The organism is Paenibacillus sp. W4I10 (assembly GCF_030816325.1).
Taxonomy (GTDB): Bacteria; Bacillota; Bacilli; order Paenibacillales; family Paenibacillaceae; genus Paenibacillus; species Paenibacillus amylolyticus_B.
Map to the genome: position 1 here is coordinate 4,920,241 of NZ_JAUSXX010000001.1, position 24,747 is coordinate 4,944,987.

The following is a 24,747-nucleotide window of genomic DNA, read 5'->3' on the forward strand; positions in this document are numbered from 1 at the left end:
GATGAACAAAATTACGTTTCTCGGTGCGGGAAGCACCGTCTTTGTCAAAAATGTATTGGGTGATGTCATGATGACCGAAGCACTGCAGGATTTTGAGCTGGCATTGTTTGATATCGATGCTGAACGTTTGAGCGATTCAGAGCGTTTGCTGACCAGTCTGGCCCGTTCACTCGGAAGTCGTTGCGTTGTGAACGTATATCATGACCGCAAAGAAGCGCTGCGCGGGGCCAAATATGTCATCAACGCTATCCAGGTCGGTGGATATGATCCATGTACCATTACAGACTTCGAGATTCCGAAGAAATACGGATTGCGTCAAACAATTGCAGATACACTCGGCATCGGCGGAATTTTCCGTAATCTGCGTACGATTCCGGTCATGCTGGATTTTGCCCGGGATATGCAGGAAGTATGTCCGGATGCATGGTTCCTGAACTATACCAACCCGATGGCCGTGCTTACCAACATCATGAATGTGCATGGTGGGATCAAAACCGTAGGTTTGTGTCATAGTGTGCAGGTATGTGTACCACATCTGTTTGATGCACTGGGGATCGATCAGACAGGTGTTGTGGCTAAGATTGCAGGGATCAACCACATGGCTTGGCTGCTCGAAGTTACCAAAGACGGGCAGGATCTGTACCCCGAGATTAAACGTCTGGCGAAGGAAAAACAGCAGGAACAGCATGACGACATGGTGCGTTTTGAGTTGATGCAGCGATTTGGCTATTATGTAACGGAATCCTCCGAGCACAATGCCGAGTACCATCCTTACTTCATCAAACGGAATTACCCGGAGCTGATTGAACGCTTCAATATTCCACTGGATGAGTATCCACGCCGCTGTGTGAACCAGATTGAAGGCTGGAAAGAAATGCGTACCAAGCTGTTTGCCAGCGAAAATATTGAACATACCCGCAGCCGTGAATACGCATCGCATATTATTGAAGCGATGGAGACGAATACCCCTTACAAGATTGGCGGCAACGTCATGAACAACGGACTGATTACAAACCTGCCGCGTGAGGCATGTGTCGAGGTACCTTGTCTGGTCGATGGATCAGGGATCAGCCCTACGTACATTGGGGATCTGCCTCCACAACTCGCGGCATTGAACCGGACAAACATCAACACGCAACTGCTGACCATTGAAGCGGCAATCACTGGCAAAAAAGAACATATCTATCATGCCGCCATGCTTGATCCACACACGGCTGCCGAGCTGTCTATCGATGACATCGTAGCGATGTGTGATGAGCTGATTGAAGCTCACGGCGACTGGTTGCCAAAATACACGTCATAATACAAAAGCACCGTTTCCTTTGCTGTTAAAGGGGACGGTGTTTTGTACTTTAATTCGTCAAATACCATAATGAATGCCGAATAGAACCGCATCCTTCATATCAAGCAAGAACCCATTAATGTTCACTCTTGATGAAATTGTAAGGGCATTTTAAGTCTTACTTCATCCAAATGGATTCTGTGCCCACTGCAATAATCTCTTTTTTGTAATTTTGCCATGTGAGGTATGTTTGACGACTTGTCCCTGATCGAGCAGAAGTACCTGAGGTGACTCATGGTGAACCTCTGTCTCTTCCGCAATATGGCGGGACAATGAGCGATTTTCAATTACTTTAACGATGCGGTAGTCCATAGGTTGTTTGGGATCTGATGCATTGGTGCCTACAAACGCCATAAACTCTCTGTACGCTCTCGCACTGGTCGGACAAGTTGTGCTGTGTTTCAGGATAAGCACCGGATGATCCTGCGAGCGATGCAGCGCGTCTTCCCAGTCATCTGGTTTATGCAATTCACGGACATGTTCGCTGAGCATATGTTCCGAGTCTGACCCTGCACGTTTGCTAACCACCGAACCAATCACAATGCCAAGTGCCAAGCCAAAAGCAATCCCGAGTCCAAGCTGCTGTGTAGCCGTACCAATGCTGACTCCCATGGCAACACCTATAGCAAGCCATACGGCTTGATGATTTACTTTTTTATCCATACAGATCTTCCCTTCACGAAATATGTATATCAAGGCTATATCTTCTCACCTTACATTCTGATCAAATTATAGCATAGGCCTCTGTGAGCAGGCGTTGATAATCTTCATCTCCGAGTACAGATTTCAGCGTTTCGATTTATGCAAAATGCTCATTTGTGATACACTGGTTGTAATTTGGAAACGATGAACATGAAGAATGGATTGGAAGGGCGGAAATTCCATATGACATACGCGTTTATGATTGAACCACAGGATTTTATTGCGCTGGATAACGAAGATGAGCTGATTGAGAAATGTCAGGAGTGGGGCCTGCTTTCTGGTAAAGCGACCAAACTCAAAACGTTCTATTATAAAGGAAACGGATTAAACATGCCGTGCACCATCATTGGATATGTCGATCACATGGCGGCCGTTATCCAACTGGATAATGGACAAAAACATTGCATTCACCCGGCGTATCTGAAGGAAATGCAAGCGTCCAGTTACAGCGCCAGAAGCATAAGTAATGCCGGGTCAGATCGAAGCACAGAATCGACAACTTCGGATACAGTCGCACCAGTCTCTGTTGATGTTACGTCAACTCCAGATGCCCTGGTTAATCCGGATGAAATTCCGGCGGATCTGGATGATTCGGACGATACGGACACAGATGAATTCTCCTCTGGGCTGAAGGGTGATCCGGATGGGCTAGTAGAAGAGTATGTTGGACCTCAGTCCGGGGCAGCCAGTGAAGCCAAACCTAAAGCCAAAACAGCGAGCAAAGCCAAGAGCGTTAAGATTGATCTGCCCGAAGGTAAAGTGAAGATGAGTGCCGTTGTCAAAGAATTCACCACCGTACCGAATCACTTCTCTGACAATGACGATGAAGTCATCATCTATGAAGCAGTTACCATCACGGAGCCAGATGTCATCGACGTTGGGGAAGCCTGGTCGAGCCACAGTGCTACTGTTAAGAAACAAGAACTGGAAGTGGGAGACGTTATCACGTTTGAAGCCAAAATCATCAAGAAGAAGCTGACACGTAACCCGGTTCCTTATAAAATCAACAACCCCTCCAAAATTCAGAAGGAAGGGTAATCCCACGCCGTATAGGGAAAAACAAAAACCTCCAGAACTGCTCAAAGCAGATCGCGGAGGTTTTGCCGTTTGTAGGCTATATTAGCGAAGAGTACGCTCTTAAGCTTGTCCCGGTTTAGCACTGATCTGAAAATGTACGCCGAATTTGTCGACAACCGTGCCGTAGGCTGGACTCCAGAACGTCTCTTGTATCGCCATTTCCACTACGCCGCCATCTTCCAGTTGGCTGAAAATAGCTTTGGCTTCATCCACAGTATCCGTGTTCACAGTAATACTAACATGATTACCTATGGTGTACGGCATGCCTGGAAATGTGTCGGACAACATTAATACCGAGCTGCCAATCTGCAAAGAAGCATGCATAATACGGTCTTTCGCTTCTGGCGGGATGGGATGATTCGGGTCAGATGGACCGTCACCAAATGTTTGAAGCGCGAGCACTTCCGCTCCAAATGCCTTTTGATAAAAATCTACCGCTTCACGTCCATTACCGTCTGTTATCAGATACACATTCAAGCTGATCGACATGCGTTCTTCATCTCCTTGGGCTCATGTAATTATACGATTCACGCCACTTGCGACATGAGTATATATGAACAGGTTGTCCTTTGACAAGCATATATTTCTGCACTCATCTCTGCGGACTTTTACACGATTAGGGTTACCAACATATTCTTAATCCATCCCTCTCTCCACTAGTTCTTTCGCTTGCGTATATAGTAGAGAATACTGATCAGAACACCCGGAACCAGTGCTGCAAAACTGGCATAGATCAGACACCATTTCAACAAGGTAAATATCGGAGTGAGTTCAGCAAGCACAGGCGTACGTTCAGGATAACGATACATGATCAGAGACGCACCTATATTTTCAAGCATATCCATAGCCCAACCTACGACTGGAATAAGATTCACCCAGCGCCAGCGACTCTTCACCGGAAGCACGCGATAGAGTACTGATAACAGAACGACCAATAACAACAGATAGGCCAACGGCCATATGAGGTCAAATGTGAACCGTGCATAGATATAGGCGCTCCGCCCTGCTTCACCATACTGCTCAGCCATCTGATAAAGTTCATCCGCGGTGTACAAAAAAGAGGTGTCCGGGGACTGCCCGCCACCTGTCGCTTTCTCCGACTTTGCCGCCTGCCGGGGCAGAATAAATGCAATAAAACAGGCAAATACAACAACCGCAGCTACAACCCATTTCCAATTTACCCGCTGATAGAACCAATTTGACACTTTATTCAGCATGTTCCGTCCCCTTTCCGATAAAAAAAAGACCACTCTCCCGAATCCTATCGGTAAAATGGTTGTGTTCAATCCTATGAAGTTATCGAGCTTGAACGATGTTATCTATTTCACTTTTCAATAAGAGGTATCGGTGAACACTTCTCATGATCGGGACCTTCGTTAGTTTGTTCTTGTCCACGTACAGTTTCATCTGGTCTTTGGTCAAACCAAGCAAACTTCCAGCTTCCGATACCGTCAACACTACCTCGGGGTTCGTAGCATTAAACGTCCTCTTTACTTTCTGATTCCAGTCCTCGAATACCTGCATAGATCAGTGACATCTCCTATCCATAGCCAGTTATTATCAGGCTGAATATATCCAGTATACCACACTTGTGCTGCTCGTAACTTAATCCTTGCGCAGAACCATATTCTGATAGGCATATTTCCTGCTTGACCCTGACGCTAACTCGAGGGTTTATACTGGCTTCAGGAGGGGATTAGCATGAGTATGTCACCTGAACATGTAACCAAGAAACGACGCAGCAGTGGAATAGCCATTATCGGATTGAGTTGGTTGACGATGACATTGGGTCTGTTTTTTGCTACACTCGCAGGGGAGTTTGTCAGCACTATTGGTGCTGCTGATTGGATGGTTCATCTCACCCAAGCTGTTGTCATTATTAGTATCGTCTTGCCCTTACTATTCGTCATTCGAAGACACTTCCATATGAAGTCCGTTCTTCTTCCTCTGACAGGAAAAAGCATAATTCACTTGCTCTCTGGCGCATTATTTGCCACTTCTCTGGCCTTCATTGGGTTAGCGATAGCTAGTATGAACAACTGGATTACGATTACGGCGTGGCACTTTTCAGCCGAGTTCTTGCTTGCAGTCGTACTTAATAGTTGTATTGCTTTCTTGTATGAAGCTTTGCCAGAGGAACTATCCATGCGAGGCATGGTCTATGATGGATTACGCTTCAGACTGCGACTTCCTGTGTTTTTCGCTTATGTAACTCAAATCATACTCTTTCTGTTGGTTCCGATGAGTGTCAGCCTATTGCAAGAGCTCGTCGGTATGGATGCCGGAAACCGGATAACCCTGGATTATATGATCCTGCTCTTGACCTATGGTATTACGTTACAGCTTCTGCGCAGTTTGACCGGATCTTTATGGGCCTCCATCGGATTTCATATCGCTTACCTGGAAGTAGCCCGATTCGTTGTTGTGCCAGGTGATAGACCGGCATTGTTAAGTTATACTGCGCAAGATAATGGGTTGGCCGAAATATTTATTTTGTATATGATGATAATCTTCGTCGGTGGAATCATTCTGGCGGTGCTCAATGCATGGCGCTGGTGGAGAATACATAAATCATGAGGGAGGGCTCTGCCTGTTGTATACCGTTGGACAACTATCCAAACATACTGGAGTATCCATCCGAACACTGCATTATTATGAGAAGCTGGGTTTACTGCGACCGGCCCGTAACGAGATCAATCAGTATCGTTTATATGGTGAAAAGGATATTTTACGGCTTCAGCAGATTACCATTCTGAAGAAAATGCATTTTAAATTGAATGAGATTGGAGAATTCCTCGATCAGGATGCTGCTCGCTCCGAACCAGAGAGTACCCTCACTTTATGGAATAATACGTTGGAACAACAACTGGCCGTCGTCAAGGAACAGCAGGAGAGATTAAGCAAGGTCGAACATCTTCTTTTTTCAACCATATATGCCATCAGAGCCTCCGGTACAATCAGTCTGGATGAGATGTTGGGTTTCATCCGTGAACTGGATCAGCCTCCGAGCAGGTTCCGTCAAGATGTTTTTACACCTGAAGAAATGGAATCGTTACCTCTGAATAATCAGAACAATTCACTATCCATGGAATGGGCCGATATTCTTAAAGATATTCATACATGCAAGATGGAACCTCCGGATTCCGAAGCCTCACGACTACTGGCCATCCGAATCTCTGATTATGCTGAAAGGACTTTTCAAGGGAATGCAGAATTGGCAGAAAAATATTGGGATTATATCACTCCAGAGGATGATCAGTCAGCTCGTGTATATGGTATGACAACGGAAACCATGCGTTACATCGAAATGATCCTGGATCGATGGGCAGTCCAGAATCCTGATGATCAACAATAAGAGCCACTTCGAAAAGTGGCCCTTGATCCATTCCCTTAGTATGCTTCGTTACGCCTCTTCCCAGAAGCGTCGCAGGTTGTCCATGGCGATTTTGGATGCGGATTTGCATTCCTCCATGCCTTCGAACTCCACCGTAATGTTGCCATCATAGCCGGAATCTTTGATCAGCTTTACAATTTTACGAATCGGAATGTCCCCTTGTCCAACGATTGCCCCACGCAGGAAGTTGCCGTAGGCTGTCGTGAACCATTCACCCTCACCCGGATGCTCATCATAAGGACGGAAGTAAAAATCTTTGAAGTGGACCAGAGAAGCGTACGGCAGATTTTTCATGACACCGATGATCGGATTCTCATCCACACACATGAAGTTGCCAATATCGAGTGTTGTTTTGAAGTTCGGACGGTCCACAGCATGCAGCACACGCTGCACCCGGTCACTCGCCTGCACGCTGAAGCCGTGATTCTCAATGGTTGTGGTGATACCAAACTGCGCAGCATAGTCCGCAATGATCTGGCTTCCCCGCACCATCAGCGGCAGATGGTCCTCGAACCAGGCGATGGTCATCTTCTCCTTTGGCAGGGTAAACGCCGTGACGTCATGACGCATATGTTTTACACCCATCCGGTGTACCACATCCACATGCCTTTTGACCCGGGCCATCTCTTCTTCAAACGCCTCTTCCGTCTCCTGCACGAAATTGGCTGGCATCGAATAGTTGGACAGTTCAATACCTGCAGACGCTGCCCGTTCCCGAATCGCATCCGCCAGATCGTGATTATCCTCCACGGTATAACCGTAAGGTACCATCTCCATATGCTCTCCACCGTTCGCCGCAACCCAGTCGATCACATCCAGCACCGTCATCGCACCCGAATTCAAATCGTTCAACAAACTATACGTGCTCAGGCCCACTTTCATCTGCTCAGCTCCCTATCGATATTGTTGGATAAATTGAACCGCCTTACGAATGTCCTGCTCCGGCTGATGGCCTACTTCACGTTCAATCGTCAGATAACCGGTGTAACCAATCTCCTGAAGCGCTGCAAAGTATCCGTCAAAATCAACACCACCTTCGCCCAGTGGCACCTCACGAAAGAACGTTCCGGACGAGACCATCTCGGCAATTTTTTCGTGATCCATAGGCGCATAACCGACCGCTCCGTATACGTCTCGTGGATCGACTTCCTTCAACCGCACACCATCCTTCACATGGGTATGTACGATGTAATCCTTAAGCAGACGAACGCCCTCCGCCGGATCATCTCCAGTCACCATCACCATATTTGCCGGGTCAAAATTCACCGATACTCCGTTGGTCGACAGTGTATCCAGGAATCCTTTTAAGTCAGCAGCCGTTTCCGGCCCTGTCTCAATGGCAAAGTATGCGCCAACACTTTTGGCGTATTGGCCCAGTTCCTCACAAGAAGCATGCAGCGTGGCATAAACCTCCGATGAAGGGTCATGTGGAACAATGCCGATATGTGTTGTGACGATGTTGGTACCCAGATCGAGGGCCAGATCCACGATCCGCTTCGATTTCTCCACTTTCCACGGATTATCTTCCTTGACCTGAAAACCATGTCCGCCAAGGTCACCAACCAGTGCTGAAATTTCGAGACCCAGCGAATCGATGTAACTCTTCAGCTCCTTGCGCGCCGCAGGTGACAAATTTTCAGGGTCCATCTCTCCCTTGACGGCGTATATCTGCACACCTTCTGCACCTACGTCCTTCGCCTTGTTTAACCCTTCCCGCACACCTACGCCAAAGCTATCCACGATGACACCGATCTTATTCGTTAATTTCATGTCATACCTCCTGAAGATTACGTATTTGGATTCACTGGAACAAGTTTCACTGACTTAATTTCATACGGTTTGAATGTCAGTTCGAATGTGCCGTTCGGACAAGCCAACGGATGGATCTCATCCTCCAGCAGATTAATGACAGACGCCTCAATTTCCCTTTTAACCCATTCGACCTGTACCGTTTCTCTACCTCCTGATGACTCATAGAAACGCAGCACCGTTCCCGATCCATCTTCTGCGGGTTTGATTGCATCCAGAATGACATGCTCACTATGGAACTGAACCCAAGCATGTTCAGATGGCAAGTGCCCCGAAGACGGACTTGCTGTCACAAGCTCTACCGGATGATTAAGCTCCATCGCGCGGCGAATGACAGCAGCTTGTCGCCAATCTCCCTGATGTGGCAGGAACGAATATGTGAATTCATGGTCGCCCTGATCGGCATGTTCATCTGGCCATTTGGGTGCACGAAGCAGGGACAGGCGGATCGTCCGATCCTTGATGTCGTATCCGTACTTGCAATCATTCAGCAAACTCACACCACTGTTACCCTCTGAGATATTCGCCCAGCGATGACCGCAGACCTCGAACTGCGCCTTCTCCCAACTGGTGTTGTTATGGGTTGGACGCTCCAACGCTCCAAACGGGATTTCATAGGCTGCTTTGGCTGCCACCAGATCCACCGGAAATGCCACCTTGAGCAGCTTATGACTCTCATTCCAGTTCACTTTCGTATGGAAATCAACACGCCGCTGGTGGTGATGCAAAATGATATCCTGGCTGATCTCCGATTGATTCAGCTTCCACACATAACGCAGCACATCTCGCGTAGCTCCGCGCTGTACAACCTCTCTGGAGATCAACTGCACCGCACCTGCCCGCTGAGATTCAAACCGTGGATCGATATCCCAGGCATCCCAGTACGTCGGTTTGTCATGGAAAAACTGCCACTCATTCGCCCGATCACCGGGCTTCAGCCAGTCGCGTCCTACCGTTTTGTCATACCATCGGGTGATCTCTCCCAAGTCGTTGAACTCAAGCGTGTAAAATTCGGTTTCCCATGTGGAAGGGAAAGTTTCTTCTTCCCTTACTGGAAGGATAACATCCGATGCCTCGCGCAGCCATATGGTTGTATACCCAAAAGCAGGAATCGATGGAACATGCACAAGCAACGTATACTTGTCTTCTTTTTGCTCCAGATCACTAGCCAGACGGTTTCCTTGACGATCGAATGCAGCCATCCCGGCGAGGTGGGCATCGCCTGTAATGGTGATATTCTCTCCACGTTCCCAGCCGAGGCTGTTGAATATAATGTAGGGAAGACCATCGACTTCATCTGTTGCAATGTTCTCCGCAAGGATATGCAGCCTTTCCCGCAGTGCAGATGTACCTAATGTAAATACCTTCGTGTACTCTTCGGTGGACGTTACATATACTTCAGGAATCGACGTTCCCGGAATAATGTCATGGAATTGGTTGAGCATGATCAGCTTCCAGCCTTCATCCAGGTCATTCTTCGTGTGTGCAGCGCAAGCTCCGGCAAATTGCCCCCAGATCTCCGCTTCCCGGTACAATACCTCTGCCTTTCGGTTACTACGTTTATTCCTCGCATGAGTTGTGTACGTTCCGCGATGCAGTTCCAAATACAAGTCCCCGTGCCACTTTGGCAACGTTGGATTATTGGACGATATGTCTTCAAAAAAAGTGCCTGCCGTGCTGAATTTGCTGATTGGCTGCCCGACCATCAAGTGGGATCGCTCCGCAAACTCTACCATTTCATTGGTTACGCCACCACCACCATCGCCATGTCCGTAAAGCAACATCTGCTCAGGATGTACATCCTTTTGTTTAAATGATTGCCAATGTTCATCCACATCTTTGGGCCGCGTATGCTCGTTCACCCCATGATTCAGATAGGCCAGCACTGAAGTACCGTCAATGCCTACCCAGTCGAAGAGGTCATAAGGAAACGCGTTGGTGTCATTCCAATTCAGCTTGGTGGTCATAAAATAAGGAATATTCGCAAGCTTCAGCATCTGCGGCAAGGAAGCACAGTAGCCAAAAGTATCGGGCAGCCACTCAATGTTGGAGCGTCTGCCAAACTCCGCCTGGTAGAAGTTCTGTCCATACAGAATCTGCCGGACCAACGACTCGCCACTCGGAATGTTCAGATCCGGCTCCACCCACATGCCTCCGACCAACTCCCAGCGGCCTTCAGCAATGCGTGCTTTAACTCGCTCGTACAGCTCCGGGTAATGCTCTTTCACGAAGGCATACAGCTGCGGCTGGCTCTGGGAATACACAAAATCCGGATACGTGTCCATCAAGGTACACATGGTCGAGAACGTGCGACTGGACTTGCGAACCGTCTCTCGCACAGGCCACAGCCAGGCAATATCAATGTGGGATTGTCCAACCAGATGCATGAAGCCACTTCGATATTCCTCCGGGTCTTCCTGCTGTACCGACTGTACCAGTCCATGTTCAAAATTCTGTATCCATGCTGCATCAGTCCAGCGATCCGGATTATTGTACATCTCATCCATCACCTGGTGAATGGCCTGAACAAGTGCCATCCGCTTGGGCTCCTTCTCGTTATATGCCCGGAGCGACTCGGCGAGTACCGTCACGCTATACATCAGGCTCTGCAATGGCTGATTGATATGAACCAATGCTGTACGGATGCCCTGAATAGGCGGCTGAATAACAGCTTGTCGATTGAGTGGATCATGTGGCTCCGGGATCGGATCGTAGAGTTCAATCTCCAACTGCGGCTTATTCCCTACTCGACTTCTCGGCAGGGGTACGAATCCGTGATTCCGATCCAGTCCATGATAAGGCATGCCATTCACCTTCAGCAGCCCTTCTCCTCCGGTCTCAAAAATCAACCCGATGGCTTGATCCTGCCAACTGTCCGGAATCTCCACACATTTACTCAGAAAATACGTCGTTCCGTGTACACTGTTCAGCGGATTCAAGCTTTGCACTGCCTTGTCCGCCTGCTCGTACTCGTATTCCCCTGGCCGAATGTATCTGGCCTTCTGCATCTCCCACGCTGGAAGCTCGATCGTATCCAGCCATTGCGACCGGTTCATATCCTCAATAAATCGTTGAATTCGAATCATACCTCCACCCCCACCTTCTGGATGTGCAGACTGCAAGCGGTCCAGTCAGCCGAATTACGGCCAACCATGAGTCTGAATTCACCTGGTTCCACAACAGACTGGAGACGAGAGTCGATCAGTACGAGGTGTTCTTTTTGCACAGGGAATGTAACGGTTTGGGTCTCTCCTGGCTCCAGATGGATTTTACGAAAACCCTTCAACGACAATTCAGCCTGGGTGACTGAAGCCGACACATCCGTGATGTACAACTGCACAACTTCACTTCCCGCAACCGTTCCAGTATTCGTGACTTCAACCATCACCTGCGCTTCATCTTCCGGACCGATCACTTCCGGCAATACCCTTACATTCTCGTATGTGAATTCGGTGTAGCTCAGTCCATAGCCGAACGGATACTGCGGCGCAAGATCCATCTCCAGATACCGCTTGCCACGCGTACGCTTGGCATGATAGTAGACGGGAAGTTGCCCAACATCCTTGGGAATGGAAACGGTAAGGCGGCCAGATGGATTCACGTCGCCAAACAGAATATCTGCGATTGCGTTACCACCTTCCTGTCCTGGGTACCACGCCTCCACAATGGCCTGAACATGCTCATCAATCCAAGGTTCAGCAATGGGACGGCCGTTAATATAGACCACGATAACCGGTTTTCCCAGCTTATGTAGCTCCTGCACCAGCTCCAATTGAACACCCATGAGATTCAGGGAAGCCCGGTCAATGCCTTCGCCGCACTCCATATCATTCCATGGGTCATCGGTTACCACAGACGCTCCTGTCCGCAAGTCGATCGTGCCTTCACCAAAATCGCGGGCGCTGGAACCACCCATCACCATCACGATGACATCCGCCTGTTCCGCACAGGCGAGCGCTTGCGCAAAACCTTCTCTGGAATCGCCTTTAATCCGGCAGCCAGGTGCGTACAGCACCTGACCCGAATCCGCGCCAAGCTTGCGCGTAATGCCATCCAGTACGGTGACGATCTGTTCTCTTGGCTGTGGCGAGGTATAGTCCCCAAGTTGGTTATAGATATGGTTCGCGTTCGGACCAATGACAGCTAACTTCGTACCTGTTTTGGCAAGCGGAAGAGTATTTCCCTCATTTTTCAGTAAAACAATCCCCTCTTGTGCAACTTCCCTCGCCAGCTGAGTATGGTCTTCACATCCGATGATCTGCTCTGCAAAGTCAGGATCTACGAAAGGCTGTTCAAATAACCCGAGTCTGAATTTCATCTCCAACACCCGCCACACAGCCAAGTCCAGATCCTTCTCTTCGATCAATCCCTGCTCAAGCGCCTGACCGAGATGTTTGCGATACATGTACCCGGACATCTCCATGTCTACTCCTGCCTGAAGGGACTGTGCCACGGCCTGCTCCCCGTTCTCAGCGGTGTTATGTCCATGGATGAGCATCTGAATGGCACCAAAATCAGTAATCACAAACCCATCAAATCCCCACTGCTCGCGCAGCAGGTCATTCAGCAGATACGTACTGGACGTACACGGTACGCCATCAATCTCGTTATACGCGGTCATGACGGAGCAAGCCCCGGCTTCCACTGCCTTTTTGAACGGCAACAGATCTATTTCATGCAATTCACGTAATCCCATATGAACTGGAGCAGCATTACGTCCACCCTCTGAGCTGCCATAAGCCGCAAAATGCTTAAGTGTCGCCACAATTGTCTGGTTGGAATCGAGGCGGTCACCCTGTAGTCCCTTCATGGCTTCTACTGCAAATTCACCAATCAAGTATGGATCTTCGGCAAAACATTCCTCCGTTCGTCCCCATCTCGGGTCACGCACTACATCCAGCACCGGGGAATACGTTGCCGCTCCCCCCTGACTCCGGGTCTCCACAGCGATCGCTTCACACATCTTGCGGTATAACTCCATATTCCATGTGCTGCCCACCATTAACGGTACCGGAAAAACTGTTGCCCCGATTGCCATATGCCCGTGGGAACATTCTTCTCCGAACAAAATGGGAATGCCCAGCCGGGAATGCTCCATGGCATACTGTTGAATGACATTTGTGGCAACGGCTCCCTGCCGTGGAGTAAGCCCCGTCTCAAGTGTCACTTCAGTCCATGGATCGGCCCGAAGCACACCATACAGAGAACCGACACCGCCCTGTTCCATGTCCGCTTTGAACTCTTCCGTCACCTGTACTGTACCATCAGCTGCTTTATCATACGTCTTCCATCCCATCGGCTGAATGAGTTGACCAATCTTCTCTGCCGTTGTCATCCGTCCGATCAGATCCTGAACCCGTTCCTGAATGGGAAGCGAAGCATCTTTATAGTCCATATGCACATTCTCCTTATGCGTTCGGAATTAGTTAGGCGGGTGCACTTACATCACATGGCTTTGCGGTAGTCACTTGGTGCCACACCCACCACGTTCTTGAAGGCCCGGTTGAAGGAATTATAATTCGTGTAACCCACTTCCTCACTGATCTCCTGAATGGCCTTATCCGTCTCCTGCATGAGCAATTTGGCTTTTTCGATGCGATGACTAATGAGCAGATCCACAAACTTCTCCCCAATCTCATCCTTGAAAAGCTTGCTCAGATACTTCGGATTAATATCGAATAGATCACTAAGGTAGTTCAGCGACAGATCGGGATTATTGTAATGCTCTTCAATGTATTTTCGAATCTCGAGAATATGAGATCTGTGTTTTCGCGAACATTGCAGCGTCTTCATCTGCAGGGCCAGTTCCCGGAACCCTTCCCAGCACAGCTCGCGCAAATCGTCTAAAGTCTCCCAGCCCTCAAGCCTTGGGAGAAGCGGGGTGAATATAGCGGCCCACGAATCCTGATACTCCCGTGGAAGTTCGGCGAATTCCCGATTGTAATGTTGAAATAACAATTGGATCGTATTCATAATCTCCTGACGGGACAGGACGGACTCACTGATTTGTTCAAACAGTCTTTCAAAATGTTTTTCCCAGACATCGTCCGATAAACGCATTGCCTGTACCAGCAGTGAGATGGTCTTCAGGAACTCATACACATCATTGGTCGAATTCGGCACATCGCTACACGGAATGATGCGATTTATGCCCAGTACAGCCTTGTACTCCAGCGCGTGTACAGCTTCTTTCAATGAAGCTCTCAACCCCCGAATATCGACAGCAACCCGACCCACACCAATGGTGACTGTGAAGTTCAGATACTGATCGATTCTGTCCAGATAACCAGCGAGTAATCGATGCTCAGTCTCATCGGCCTGTTCCATTTCCGGAATCCAGAGGATGGCGTACAGACGCTGATCGGAGATCCATTCAGCCCATACTTCCGTTCCTTCATGACGTGCACTCTCCTGCAGAATACTGGATAACACAAATTTCAGGAGGGATTGGTCCTGATGATGATACTCCGTCACAAATGCATCATACCGATCCATTTCAATTACCATGACGGCCCAACGATGCTCCAACTCAGGCAGTTTGAACTTCTTCATCTCTGCTGTCAGCTCTGTGCTCGTAAAGTCTCGTGTGCCTTCCAGCAACTCCTGAAAGAACATTTTTTTCTGCAAAATCAAATTCTCTTCATGCTCCTCCTGATATTGTCTCGTCTGATCAATCATGCGTTCCAACGTTGTATGGATGAATCGGAATTCATTCTCTTTGCCATAGTTCAGTCCGGATTGCTTCTGTGAAGAGACGGTCTGAATTAACGTGACAATCTGCTGAATCGGCTTGTAATTTCTACGGGTCACGTAGATCACCCACACCACCCCGATCAACACAACCACTACAGCAAAGGCAAACCAGATATTATAAAATTGCAGAGTCCATTTGACGATTTTTCCATTATTGAGACCTGTCTGCACTTTCCAACCACTATAACTCGACGTAAATTCGGAGAAGACTTCTCCCGATGTGGTTTTAGTAGAAGCTGCAACCCCTCCTGGCATGCTGCTATCCCACAGATTGTCGCCCGAACGGTTGAAGATGTTCACAAACGTAAATTCCGGATCATACATCTGCATAATGGATTTTCTCAGGGTACTCAGGTCCACGTTTGTCACCACAAGTCCTTTGCCGTTTCCTACACTTCGCACAATCGTAATCACCTGCTCAGTTGCTTGCGAAGGAAAAGCTCGGAACGCTCGTGCTCCTGCCCACTTCTGTTCATCCCTTGACCGGCTATCTGCAATAAAGTCTGCATCCGGGAACTCTTCAATCGGAACAGCCTTCCCGTTACTGAAGACCGTGCCATCCCCGTATCGAACGAGATAAATAGAATCAATCAGCGGATACTCTATTTTCAATTCATCAACCACCTGGACCGCCTGAATGCCGGCATACACATCATCGCTGCCAGATACCGAGAAATAATTCTTCAAGTTAGGGTTGGTCAAAATCTCACGCAGTACCTTGAAGTCGATGGAGCGCAGGGAGTTGTCCAGATATTGCGTGACCTGAGAGGCCAGAAATTCATTGGCCTTGAGCGCTTCTCTACGGTTCTGTTCATTGAATACTTGAAAGAAAATAAAGAATAGAATGGTCGTCACAATAAAAAAAACAGGCAGATACGATAACAGCAAACGTCTAAACCAATTGTTGTTCATCTCCGAGATCCCCCCACCATTACTGTTCATGCTGAATGACGACAAACATCTGTGCTGATCGCTAATTTTCCATAAATATTCAGTACATTATATCGGATGACGTGGGGTTGTCATAGGAGAAGACCATCCCGGTCACGGGTGACAGACGGGACAGCCTCTATATTCAATCCTTCAATTATTGATTCTTCTCAATGGCACGCTGGTAGATCTCAAGGTAATTACTCAGTCCGAGACCATCGAAGCCTTTGACATACGAATCCCATTCCTTATCAATGCTCTTGCTGCCAATAATGAACTGTGCCATATTCGTCTGCACATAATCCTTGATGGCCGTAGTCAGTTGTGCAGCTGATTCCGTATCCTCTGGACGGATAAATACGTTCGCAGGGTATACTTCTTTTGGTGCATAGGGTTCATACACATTGGTAGCTTGAGCTAGACGTGTACCATAACCCTCTGCTTCCAAAGGATTCTGTCCTTCGGCAAACAGATTACGGAATGTGTTGGACAAGTCATGCGCTCCGATCTGTGACCAACTCTCGTTCACAACAACGTTTGGATCACGCTCAGGCAGGTTGTAGTAACTGTATTTGGCAGGCTCGCCATTGATGTTTTTCTCATCGGCATCTGCCTTTTTCCAGCCCTTGCCTTCGGTTGGTCCATACTCTGCGTACAGCGCACCTTCTTCACTGAACATGTAGTCCACAATTTTGATGGCGGCAATCTGCTGTGCTTCTGTCGCTTTGTTGGTAATGGCAAACTCAAACTCACCGACGCTCTGCGTGGCACCTGTCGTCTGCACTCCATCCGGCCCTTTCAACGGAGGGACAATCTCCCAGTGTTGGTGACGGGTGATGTCTTTGTCATAGGTATTTACGAGATAACTGACCAGTGCCGTCGTAATGGAACCTACCACTTCATCGCCTTCTTTGTTGCCCAGTTGTCCGATTGCCTGATCGTTCTGTGTAAAGGAAGCCGGATCAATCAGGCCATCTGCATAGAGCTTGTTCATGTACTCCAGCCCTTTCTTCCAGCCTTCCTGATTGGCGGCAAAACTCACCTTGCCATCGTTCACGATCAGATACTTGTCGTTATCATTGTATATAAAACTATTCATCAGGTAGGCATCAATGTTGCCATTCCATACATACTTGTTCGGTGCGCCTGTAAGTGGAATCTCGTCCGCTTTCCCGTTACCGTTTGGATCCTGTGTCTTAAACGCCTTCAGAACGGTATACAGTTCATCGGTTGTGGTTGGCATTTTCAGACCCAGATTATCGAGCCACTCCGTGTTGATCCAGTATTTCTGTGCATACGTGCAGTGGTAACATTCATTGAAGATCGGCAAAGCATAGATGTTGCCATCCGGTGCCGTGATGGCTTCTTTGAAGTATGGCTTCTCTTCCATAATCTTGGTCAGATTCGGACCATACTCCTGAATCAGATCCTGTAGCGGAAGGAACACGCCCTGTTTTCCATAGGTTTGTAGATCTGAAGTGGTGAACTTGCCGTGAAGAAACACTTCCGGATAATCACCACTGGCTAGCAGCAATTGTCTGCGATCCTGTAAGGCGTCCGTTGGGGCCAGATCCCATTTCAGGGTAACGTCGAACTTGTCTTCGATAAATTGGGTGAATTCATTCTCTTCCATGGACGCTTTGCCTTGCGGAGCAAAGAGGGTCATGGTTACAGGACCGCCGCTCTCCCCGCTACCGTCGCTACTTCCACCCGATTCCTCGGATGAACTGCATGCGGACAACAAAGCCATCGAAGCAAAGACCAGAAACAACATCGAAATCCAAGATTTTCTCAATCTGACTCCTCCTTTTTGTTCATAACGGCAAATTATTGACTTGTACTGCACGTGTATAAAAATCGATCCCGGAAGCCGGCGTGTTCCTTCCACCTCCTTTCAAGAGGCAACCGGGCTTAACTCACAAGGATTAACCTTTCAGGGACCCAACCATGACCCCTTTAACAAAATGCTTCTGTACAAATGGATACATGATCAGAATTGGAATGCTCGCGACAACAATCAGTGCATATTTCAACACCTGTTCGAAACCTTGGTCCCGCATCTGTTGGCTGGTATTGGCAAGCATCGCCGGATCAGCCGCATTCAGGATGAGCAGATTGCGAAGCACGTATTGCAGAGGGAACAATTTCTCGGAACGCAGGTAGATCAGTGCATCAAAGTACGCATTCCAGTGACCTACGGCATACATGAGTGTCATGACTGCCAGAATGGGCTTTGATAAGGGAAGAACTACGCTGATCAGATACCGGATATCCCGGCAACCGTCCATTTCGGCGGCCTCCCCGAGTTCTTCCGGGATGGAAGATTGGAAGAAAGTCCTTGCCACGATGACCTGGAATACTGCGAGCGCCCCGGGCAGCCACATCGCCCAGCGTGTATCCAGCAGGTGCAAATCCTTCATCAAGAGGTAGGTGGGGATCAGACCACCATCAAAGAACATCGTGATCATCATGAAAATAATGATGACCCCTCGTCCATAGAACGATTTTCGTGACAAGGGATACGCCAGCATGACGGTCAGCACCACGTTAATGAACGTGCCCACCACGGTATAGATGATCGTGTTATAGAAACCGAGCATAAGCTGTTGGCTTTTGAAAATGGAGATGTACGCCTTAATGTTAAAGTCTACCGGGAACAGCCACACCTGGCCGGATGTCACGGCTCGTGAAGAGCTGAACGAAGAACTGATGATATACAAGAGCGGGTAAAACACCGTTAGCAGTATGGCGAACAGAAAGATGTAGTTAAGTGTCATAAAAATGCGGTCACCAAGCGGGTCCTTGATCCGGTTACGATTAATCAGGTTGAACATGGATAAGCTCCTCCTTTACCACAAACTGTTCTGGGATACTTTGCGCGATATGCCGTTGACGATAACCAGCAGGATCAGGTTGATAATGGAGTTGAAGAACCCTACTGCCGAGGAGAAGCTGAAATTCGCTCCGATCAGACCCACCTTGTACACATACGTGGAGATGACCTCCGAAGCGCTTGTGTTGAGCGGATTCTGCATCAGGTATATTTTCTCGAAGCCCACGCCCATAATGCTGCCCAGACTCAGAATCAGCATGATGACGGTGACTGGAACGAGTGTTGGAAGGTCAATGTGCCAGATTTTCCGAAGTCTTGATGCGCCGTCCATCTTCGCTGCCTCATACAGGGATGGATCAACACCAGCAAGAGCTGCGATATATATGATGGATGAATATCCCATGCCCTGCCACACACCTGACCAGACATAGATCGATTTGAAGTATTCCGGAATGCCCATGAAGTTGGTCATTGGGAAGCCGAGCAGTGAGAACAACTTGTCTACCACGCCCACATGTGGGGAGAGCATCAGAATGATAATGGATACCATGACAACGGTTGAGATAAAATGCGGAGCGTAAGTGACCATTTGCACGGTCTTCTTGAAGTAACCCGTTCGAATCTCATTCAGCGCCAGCGCCAGCAGGATGGGAATAGGGAAACCCGCAATTAAGGAATAGAAGCTAATGCCTATCGTGTTTTTGATTAACAGCCAGAAGTTTGGAGATTGGAAGAAGGCTTCAAAATGTTTGAATCCAACCCACGGGCTTCCCCAGATTCCTTTGACCACACTGAAGTCCTTGAAGGCAATCTGGACACCCACCATAGGGATGTACTTGAAGATCAACAGATACAACACCGGGGGCAGCACGAGCAGGTAGAGCTCCCAGTGTTTCTTGAGGCTTTTGATGAATGGATGCTGCCGCTTGGGCTCCACATGTTTCCTCTGCTGGAGTTCCATCTTGGCGGGTATGCTTTCCGTAGCTCGACTCATTTGCGTCACTCCTCCTACACCTCGAGTGTAATAATACATTACATTTACATCCCTTAAACATCCTTTTTTCTGTTCTCGTTTCCTTGTTAAACATAAACGATGTAAACATTCATACCAGGTAGCGCTTTCTTGATTTGATAATACATCGCCCGGTAAACTTTTATCAATTTGCAATTTTCTCCGACTACTCTTTATTCCATAAACCCTTGTGTGGCAAGCGATTACGAGCTGTTTTTGGTGGGAATTATGTTCCTTATGTATGAATAAAAAAATCCCGGAGGTGGTTATATCTCCCCCGGAATTGACATGGCATTCTATGCATGCATGTTCAAAAAGTTACCGATTCAGCACCGAGAAGGGGAACACACTGGAACAATCTCTATGCGCTTGTGATCAATCTGAACGTATGTGTGATGGGTAATGCACCGGTTGTAGCGGATTGTGGCAGTTCCACGAGAAGTCCGTCTTCCGTCTGCTGATACGAAAGTACGTCATCGCTACCGACGAGTTCGATCCGCTCTACCTTTTCCAGATAAGGAATGATTAACTGTAGTTGTACGGTCTCATTCTCGTTTCGGTACAAACGGAAGGCATATACGGTGTTGATCTCTTCTTTCTGTGTGAAAGCCCAATCTTTCGTAAAATATGGCCCGCAGATCCGGGTTCCATAGACACCTTCTCCATGAGTACCTAACCATTCACCGAGGCCCTTGATGCCTCGAATTGCCCCTTTTGGCAGACGCCCATCGGGTTGTGGTCCTACGTTCAGCGCCAGGTTACCGCCCTTGGACACGACTTCAAGCAGAATATGTGCCAGCTGTCTTCCCGTTTTATATTGATCATCGAATCCGAAGGCAAAGGAGTTCCCCACGGTAATACAGCTCTCCCATGGAATGTTCATCGGATGTTCCGGTATGGTCTGCTCAGGGGTAACGATATTCTCATACGGTCCACCCACGGTGCGATCTGCAGACAGGAGCCAAGGTTGTGTGGTCTGACGCGCCCGTTCCACGACTTCTCCCAGCCTGATATCCTGACCATGGCGACCTTCGCGCACCCAACCGGCATCCAGCCACAGACACTCGATCCGCCCGTAATTGGTCAGCAGTTCCATGATCTGCTCATGTGTGAACTCCACGAATTTCTCCCACAGCCACGGATACTTATGGGGATCATACGAAGGGCCGCGCCACATATGACGTCCACGCTCCATGCCCGGTGCCCAGTAATAAGGGGTATGCCAGTCCGCTTTGGAGAAATACGCTGAGATACCCAGTCCTTTGGCCCGGAAAGCGTCAAATAATGCTCGACAGATGTCCGCATACTTATGGGTATGAAAAGGCGTGTCCTTACCCGTGATCCGGTAATCCGTCGTTTTGGTATCCCACATGCAGAAACCGTCATGGTGCTTGGTGGTGAACAGGAAGTATTTGAACCCGTTATCTGCCGCCATCTGTGCCCATTCCTCAGGCTGGAAACGAATCGGATTGAAGGTTTTGTTCAGATCAAAATATTCCCGCTTGAAGTCTTCCATGTCATCCGTCCAGTCAATGTCATCGCGCGACCAATCGCCATCCTCGTCACTCAGCGCCCAGGACTCGACGAGACCAAGCTGGGAATACGGCCCCCAGTGCATCATCAGCCCCAGCTTCTGGTCCTTGAACCACTCCAACCGCTCATTCAGCAGCGGATCCTCCGGTTTGATCCACTCTTCCTCTTTGCTAAAATTGTGCACGCCGGCTTCGACAATCTGCTCTTCCTGCTCCAGTACGGTTTCTTTGGTTTCGCTCATCCTGTTTCATCTCCTCTGGATTAGATAAAAGATAGACCTTGTATGTTACGCCTGGTCACTCCGAGTGCAGTACCATCTTTCGATCGCTGTTATCCCCGGATTTCTTTTATTTCACTTTATAATTGTTGGAAATCCGGTGATAAAGGCGAGCGCTTCGCTTCTTCAGATTGGTTCTGTACTCTCCGTTTTGGCGTAAACGCTTAGTTTAACTGTTAAGGGGCGTAGTAACTTTGTTATTTCGAGTGCGGTGCCCTCTCCAATTACTATGGATTCCTTATTTCCCTCGTTTCTATAGGGAAATACAAGAGCAGAGAGAGTGCGATTCGTTGTTTCGGATTGGTTCTGCACTCTCTGTTATGGCGTAAACGGTAAGTCTCTATAGGATGTGTCTTCAACTCAGTTCAGGGAAGATTTACGATGATGGATGTCAGCGCGTTTATAACGTCTCGAAATCCAAGCGGCTGATTCCTGGCAAATGGGTAGAAAATTATCTAAGGAAACACAGGGCGTCTTATTTAGCCTTTTGGTCCTCTTTTTAAATTGTAAGGAACATCAGACACGTTATTTCCCGAAATTAGGTGGTAAAAGCGCTGTAAACTGCTGTTTATTCTTATATATCTTGTGCTAGGTTCCTTAGATTTCTGCTAGTGCTTCGAATCCTTGAATAAGACGCCTCAGATTCGTTAGCGCTCGCTCCATGCTCTGCTCTAACGGCGAGCGGAGAGAACGGCTCCGAATCCCGCCCCTAGCGGAGCTTTTCATTGAAAAGGAGCGAAGTGCTCATAACTTTCAATGCCACGGGAGCAGTAAAGTAACAACGTAGCGTAACAACGCAATACAATCCTACCTTTACAGCGTGATTTCGCGGCCTTGACGGGCTGATTCGTAGATGGCACAGAGCATTTTCATCACTTCGACGCCGTCTTCGACGGGACTAAGTGTTTCTTTGCGGCCCTGTGTGCTGTCGATAAAATGGTTGATTTCATTGCGGAACGATCCCATAAAGTCGAAAGATTTGAAATCTACCTGTGGCGTCATGTTCAAAATGGTATTGAATTTCTCACCGATGATCGAAATTTCCGGCTCCAGCTCGGCACCGCCTTTGTCGCCATATAGTTTGACCGAAGTCTCATCCGCTTTGGCATGTAGCGTGAAGCTGACGTCCACGAGCAGGCTCGCGCCGTTCTCGAAACGAATCAGGGCATTTGCCATATCCTCAACGGTGTTCTGTTCCGCATCATAGTCCGCTGCTTTGTAGAACGACAGATTGTTAATGTTCGAGCGGTTCCCCAATCGGTTGGACACGTTGGCGGAGACGGATTTCACCTTCGGTCTGCCCATCAGATACCAGCAAATGTCGATCACATGCACCCCGATATCAATCAGCGGGCCACCGCCGGAGCGTTTGACATCCGAGAACCAGCCACCGGGATTGCCCAGACGACGAAGACTGGAGGCTTTGGCATAATAGATTTCACCCAGTTCACCCTCGTCGATAAACTTCTTCAGAATCTGTGCATTGTCACTATAGCGGCGAACAAAACCAACTTGCAGCAGCTTCCCACTGCGATGAACGGCTTTCTCTCTACCTCGAGGGCATCCTCCACCGTTTGGCAGAGTGGTTTCTCACATAACACGTTTTTGCCCGCGTCCAGGGCAGCAATACTAATCTCGGCATGGGAATCGTTCCATGTACAGATGCTGACGGAATGGATCTCGGGCATTGCCAGTAGTTCTTTATAATCGGTAAACACATGAGGTGCATTATATTGCTTCGCGACTTCTGCGGCACGTTCTGCATTCAGGTCGCAGATCGCGTATATTTCAACGTCCGGGTTACTGGCGTAGGCTTGCAAATGGCAATCGGATATTGATCCGGCACCGATGACGGCGACTTTCAATTTGGACATAGTGCTGATTCCTCCATCGTTTTCATATGAATTGACTCAAGAATTTATAATATTCGGCTTAATGTAACGACGGTGAATGCTTGGGCTTTCGGCCGCTGTTGTCTGCAAATTTCTTTTATTGACCGCTCTAGCGGTTGAAATCCGCAGACAAAGGCGGTCGCTAACGCTCCTACAGTTCCAAGCTTCCCCTCTGTTACTCACGCCTTCTTTAGAATTTGATTCAATTTTATTCATTTAAAACAAGTACTCAGCCCTATGCCTCTTCCCATAGGCGGCGGACGTTATCCATAGCAATACGTGAGGCGGTTTTGCAATCCTCCATGCCTTCAAATTCTACCGAGATATATCCGTCATACCCGGTTTGTTTCAACACACTGAATACCTCAGGCATGTCGATATCGCCTTGGCCCACAATGGCACCGCGCAGGTAATTGCCATGCGAGGTTTGGAACCAGCCTTCACCGGGATTTCGGTAGGAAGGTCTCCAATAGAAGTCTTTGGCATGCACAATCGACGCGTAGGGAATATTATTTTTCACCGCACTCACCGGATCTTCATCCACACAGAGGAAATTGCCAACATCCAGTGTGGTCTTGAAGTTGCTCCGCGCCGTTTCGTGTAACAAACGCTGAATTCGCTCACTCGACTGCACATAGTACCCATGGTTCTCCACGCTTGTTGTGATTCCAAAACCCGCTGCATAATCGGCTATCCGCTGACAGGCTTTCACCAGTACCGGTAGGTCGATCTCGAACTGTGCTACAGTTCCCTCTGGTGCAGGGCGGAAAGCCACGTCATGACGCATCAGCTTCACACCTAACGCGGCAGCCACATCCACATGTCGCATCACATTCTGGATCTCTTGCTCCAACGCTTCGGCGTCCTCCTGCACAACAAAGTTAGCGCCGATGGCATAATTGGAAATGTCGATCCCTACCTCTTTTGCCACAGCTTTGATCTCATCAATTAATTCCGGATTATCGATCAGACTGAATCCCATCGGTACAATCTCCACATGTTCCCCGCCCTGATCGGCGATCCAACGAATGGCATCTGGTACGGTTAATTCTTTACGATCCAGTGCTTGTTGCAGACTGTAGGTGCTGAGTCCAACTTTCATTTTTCCTCATCCTCTCCTTTAGGACGTGTCTCAAAACTCACTGAAGTGCATCTTTTACCACCTTTTCGCCCCCTGCTGCGTCACTTTCCCT

The 24,747-nt window shown here is 48.5% G+C and carries 18 protein-coding genes and 1 pseudogene; 4 read left to right on the forward strand and 15 right to left on the reverse strand.

From position 1 onward, the window contains the following. Position 1 precedes the first annotated feature (1 nt). Positions 2-1,303: an alpha-glucosidase/alpha-galactosidase gene (melA, locus tag QF049_RS22185; RefSeq protein WP_307540637.1), complete on the forward strand. Its 1,302-nt coding sequence runs from the start codon at positions 2-4 to the stop codon at positions 1,301-1,303. Positions 1,304-1,465: 162 nt separating this feature from the next. On the opposite strand, the gene ytxJ is transcribed toward melA, so the two are convergent. Further along, complete coding sequence (gene ytxJ / locus QF049_RS22190) at positions 1,466-2,005, reverse strand: bacillithiol system redox-active protein YtxJ (RefSeq protein ID WP_223199823.1); 540 nt, start codon at positions 2,003-2,005, stop codon at positions 1,466-1,468. Between the two features lie 222 nt (positions 2,006-2,227). On the opposite strand from ytxJ, the gene QF049_RS22195 reads away from it, so the two are divergent. Beyond that, the gene (locus tag QF049_RS22195; RefSeq protein ID WP_307540639.1) at positions 2,228-3,082 is read left to right on the forward strand and encodes a hypothetical protein; all 855 of its coding nucleotides are present in this window, start codon (positions 2,228-2,230) and stop codon (positions 3,080-3,082) included. Between the two features lie 99 nt (positions 3,083-3,181). Here the strand turns inward: QF049_RS22195 and QF049_RS22200 are convergent, their stop codons facing one another. The 3 genes from QF049_RS22200 to QF049_RS22210 form a co-directional block, all read right to left on the reverse strand. Beyond that, entirely contained in the window at positions 3,182-3,610 is a 429-nt protein-coding gene (locus QF049_RS22200; RefSeq protein WP_124118268.1) for a VOC family protein, read from the reverse strand. Positions 3,611-3,777: 167 nt separating this feature from the next. Further along, positions 3,778-4,338, reverse strand: a complete 561-nt coding sequence (locus QF049_RS22205) for a hypothetical protein (protein ID WP_307540643.1) — start codon at positions 4,336-4,338, stop codon at positions 3,778-3,780. 79 nt (positions 4,339-4,417) lie between these two features. Then, positions 4,418-4,645 carry a hypothetical protein gene (locus tag QF049_RS22210; protein ID WP_017691180.1) on the reverse strand — a complete coding sequence of 76 codons (228 nt, stop codon included), beginning with the start codon at positions 4,643-4,645 and terminating at the stop codon, positions 4,418-4,420. 177 nt (positions 4,646-4,822) lie between these two features. Here QF049_RS22210 and QF049_RS22215 point away from each other — a divergent pair, with 177 nt between their 5' ends. Both QF049_RS22215 and QF049_RS22220 read left to right on the forward strand, forming a co-directional pair. Then, complete coding sequence (locus tag QF049_RS22215) at positions 4,823-5,698, forward strand: CPBP family glutamic-type intramembrane protease (RefSeq protein WP_307540645.1); 876 nt, start codon at positions 4,823-4,825, stop codon at positions 5,696-5,698. A 16-nt stretch (positions 5,699-5,714) separates the two neighbouring features. Further along, positions 5,715-6,476 (forward strand): MerR family transcriptional regulator, encoded by a 762-nt coding sequence (locus tag QF049_RS22220; RefSeq protein WP_307540647.1) that lies wholly within the window; start codon positions 5,715-5,717, stop codon positions 6,474-6,476. A gap of 48 nt (positions 6,477-6,524) precedes the next feature. Here the strand turns inward: QF049_RS22220 and QF049_RS22225 are convergent, their stop codons facing one another. The 11 genes and pseudogenes from QF049_RS22225 to QF049_RS22275 form a co-directional block, all read right to left on the reverse strand. After that, positions 6,525-7,397 (reverse strand): sugar phosphate isomerase/epimerase family protein, encoded by an 873-nt coding sequence (locus QF049_RS22225; RefSeq protein WP_307540649.1) that lies wholly within the window; start codon positions 7,395-7,397, stop codon positions 6,525-6,527. A 12-nt stretch (positions 7,398-7,409) separates the two neighbouring features. Further along, positions 7,410-8,285 (reverse strand): sugar phosphate isomerase/epimerase family protein, encoded by an 876-nt coding sequence (locus QF049_RS22230; protein ID WP_307540650.1) that lies wholly within the window; start codon positions 8,283-8,285, stop codon positions 7,410-7,412. A 17-nt stretch (positions 8,286-8,302) separates the two neighbouring features. Further along, positions 8,303-11,410, reverse strand: a complete 3,108-nt coding sequence (locus QF049_RS22235; protein WP_307540652.1) for an alpha-mannosidase — start codon at positions 11,408-11,410, stop codon at positions 8,303-8,305. Beyond that, entirely contained in the window at positions 11,407-13,719 is a 2,313-nt protein-coding gene (locus QF049_RS22240) for a glycoside hydrolase family 3 N-terminal domain-containing protein (protein ID WP_307540655.1), read from the reverse strand. Before QF049_RS22240 ends, QF049_RS22235 begins: the two co-directional genes overlap by 4 nt. Before the next feature lie 50 nt (positions 13,720-13,769). Then, positions 13,770-15,989 (reverse strand): helix-turn-helix domain-containing protein, encoded by a 2,220-nt coding sequence (locus QF049_RS22245; RefSeq protein ID WP_307540657.1) that lies wholly within the window; start codon positions 15,987-15,989, stop codon positions 13,770-13,772. 175 nt (positions 15,990-16,164) lie between these two features. Then, positions 16,165-17,802: a type 2 periplasmic-binding domain-containing protein gene (locus QF049_RS22250; protein WP_307540659.1), complete on the reverse strand. Its 1,638-nt coding sequence runs from the start codon at positions 17,800-17,802 to the stop codon at positions 16,165-16,167. 130 nt (positions 17,803-17,932) lie between these two features. Then, positions 17,933-18,841, reverse strand: a complete 909-nt coding sequence (locus QF049_RS22255; RefSeq protein ID WP_307540661.1) for a carbohydrate ABC transporter permease — start codon at positions 18,839-18,841, stop codon at positions 17,933-17,935. A gap of 15 nt (positions 18,842-18,856) precedes the next feature. Then, a complete protein-coding gene (locus QF049_RS22260) occupies positions 18,857-19,834 on the reverse strand; it encodes an ABC transporter permease (protein WP_373428286.1) in 978 nt (325 codons plus the stop codon). 379 nt (positions 19,835-20,213) lie between these two features. Continuing rightward, the gene (locus QF049_RS22265) at positions 20,214-21,626 is read right to left on the reverse strand and encodes an alpha-L-fucosidase (RefSeq protein ID WP_307540663.1); all 1,413 of its coding nucleotides are present in this window, start codon (positions 21,624-21,626) and stop codon (positions 20,214-20,216) included. Positions 21,627-22,475: 849 nt separating this feature from the next. Continuing rightward, positions 22,476-23,536 (reverse strand): annotated as a pseudogene (locus tag QF049_RS22270) (Gfo/Idh/MocA family protein). Between the two features lie 253 nt (positions 23,537-23,789). Beyond that, positions 23,790-24,656 (reverse strand): sugar phosphate isomerase/epimerase family protein, encoded by an 867-nt coding sequence (locus tag QF049_RS22275; protein WP_307540665.1) that lies wholly within the window; start codon positions 24,654-24,656, stop codon positions 23,790-23,792. Positions 24,657-24,747: the final 91 nt, after the last annotated feature.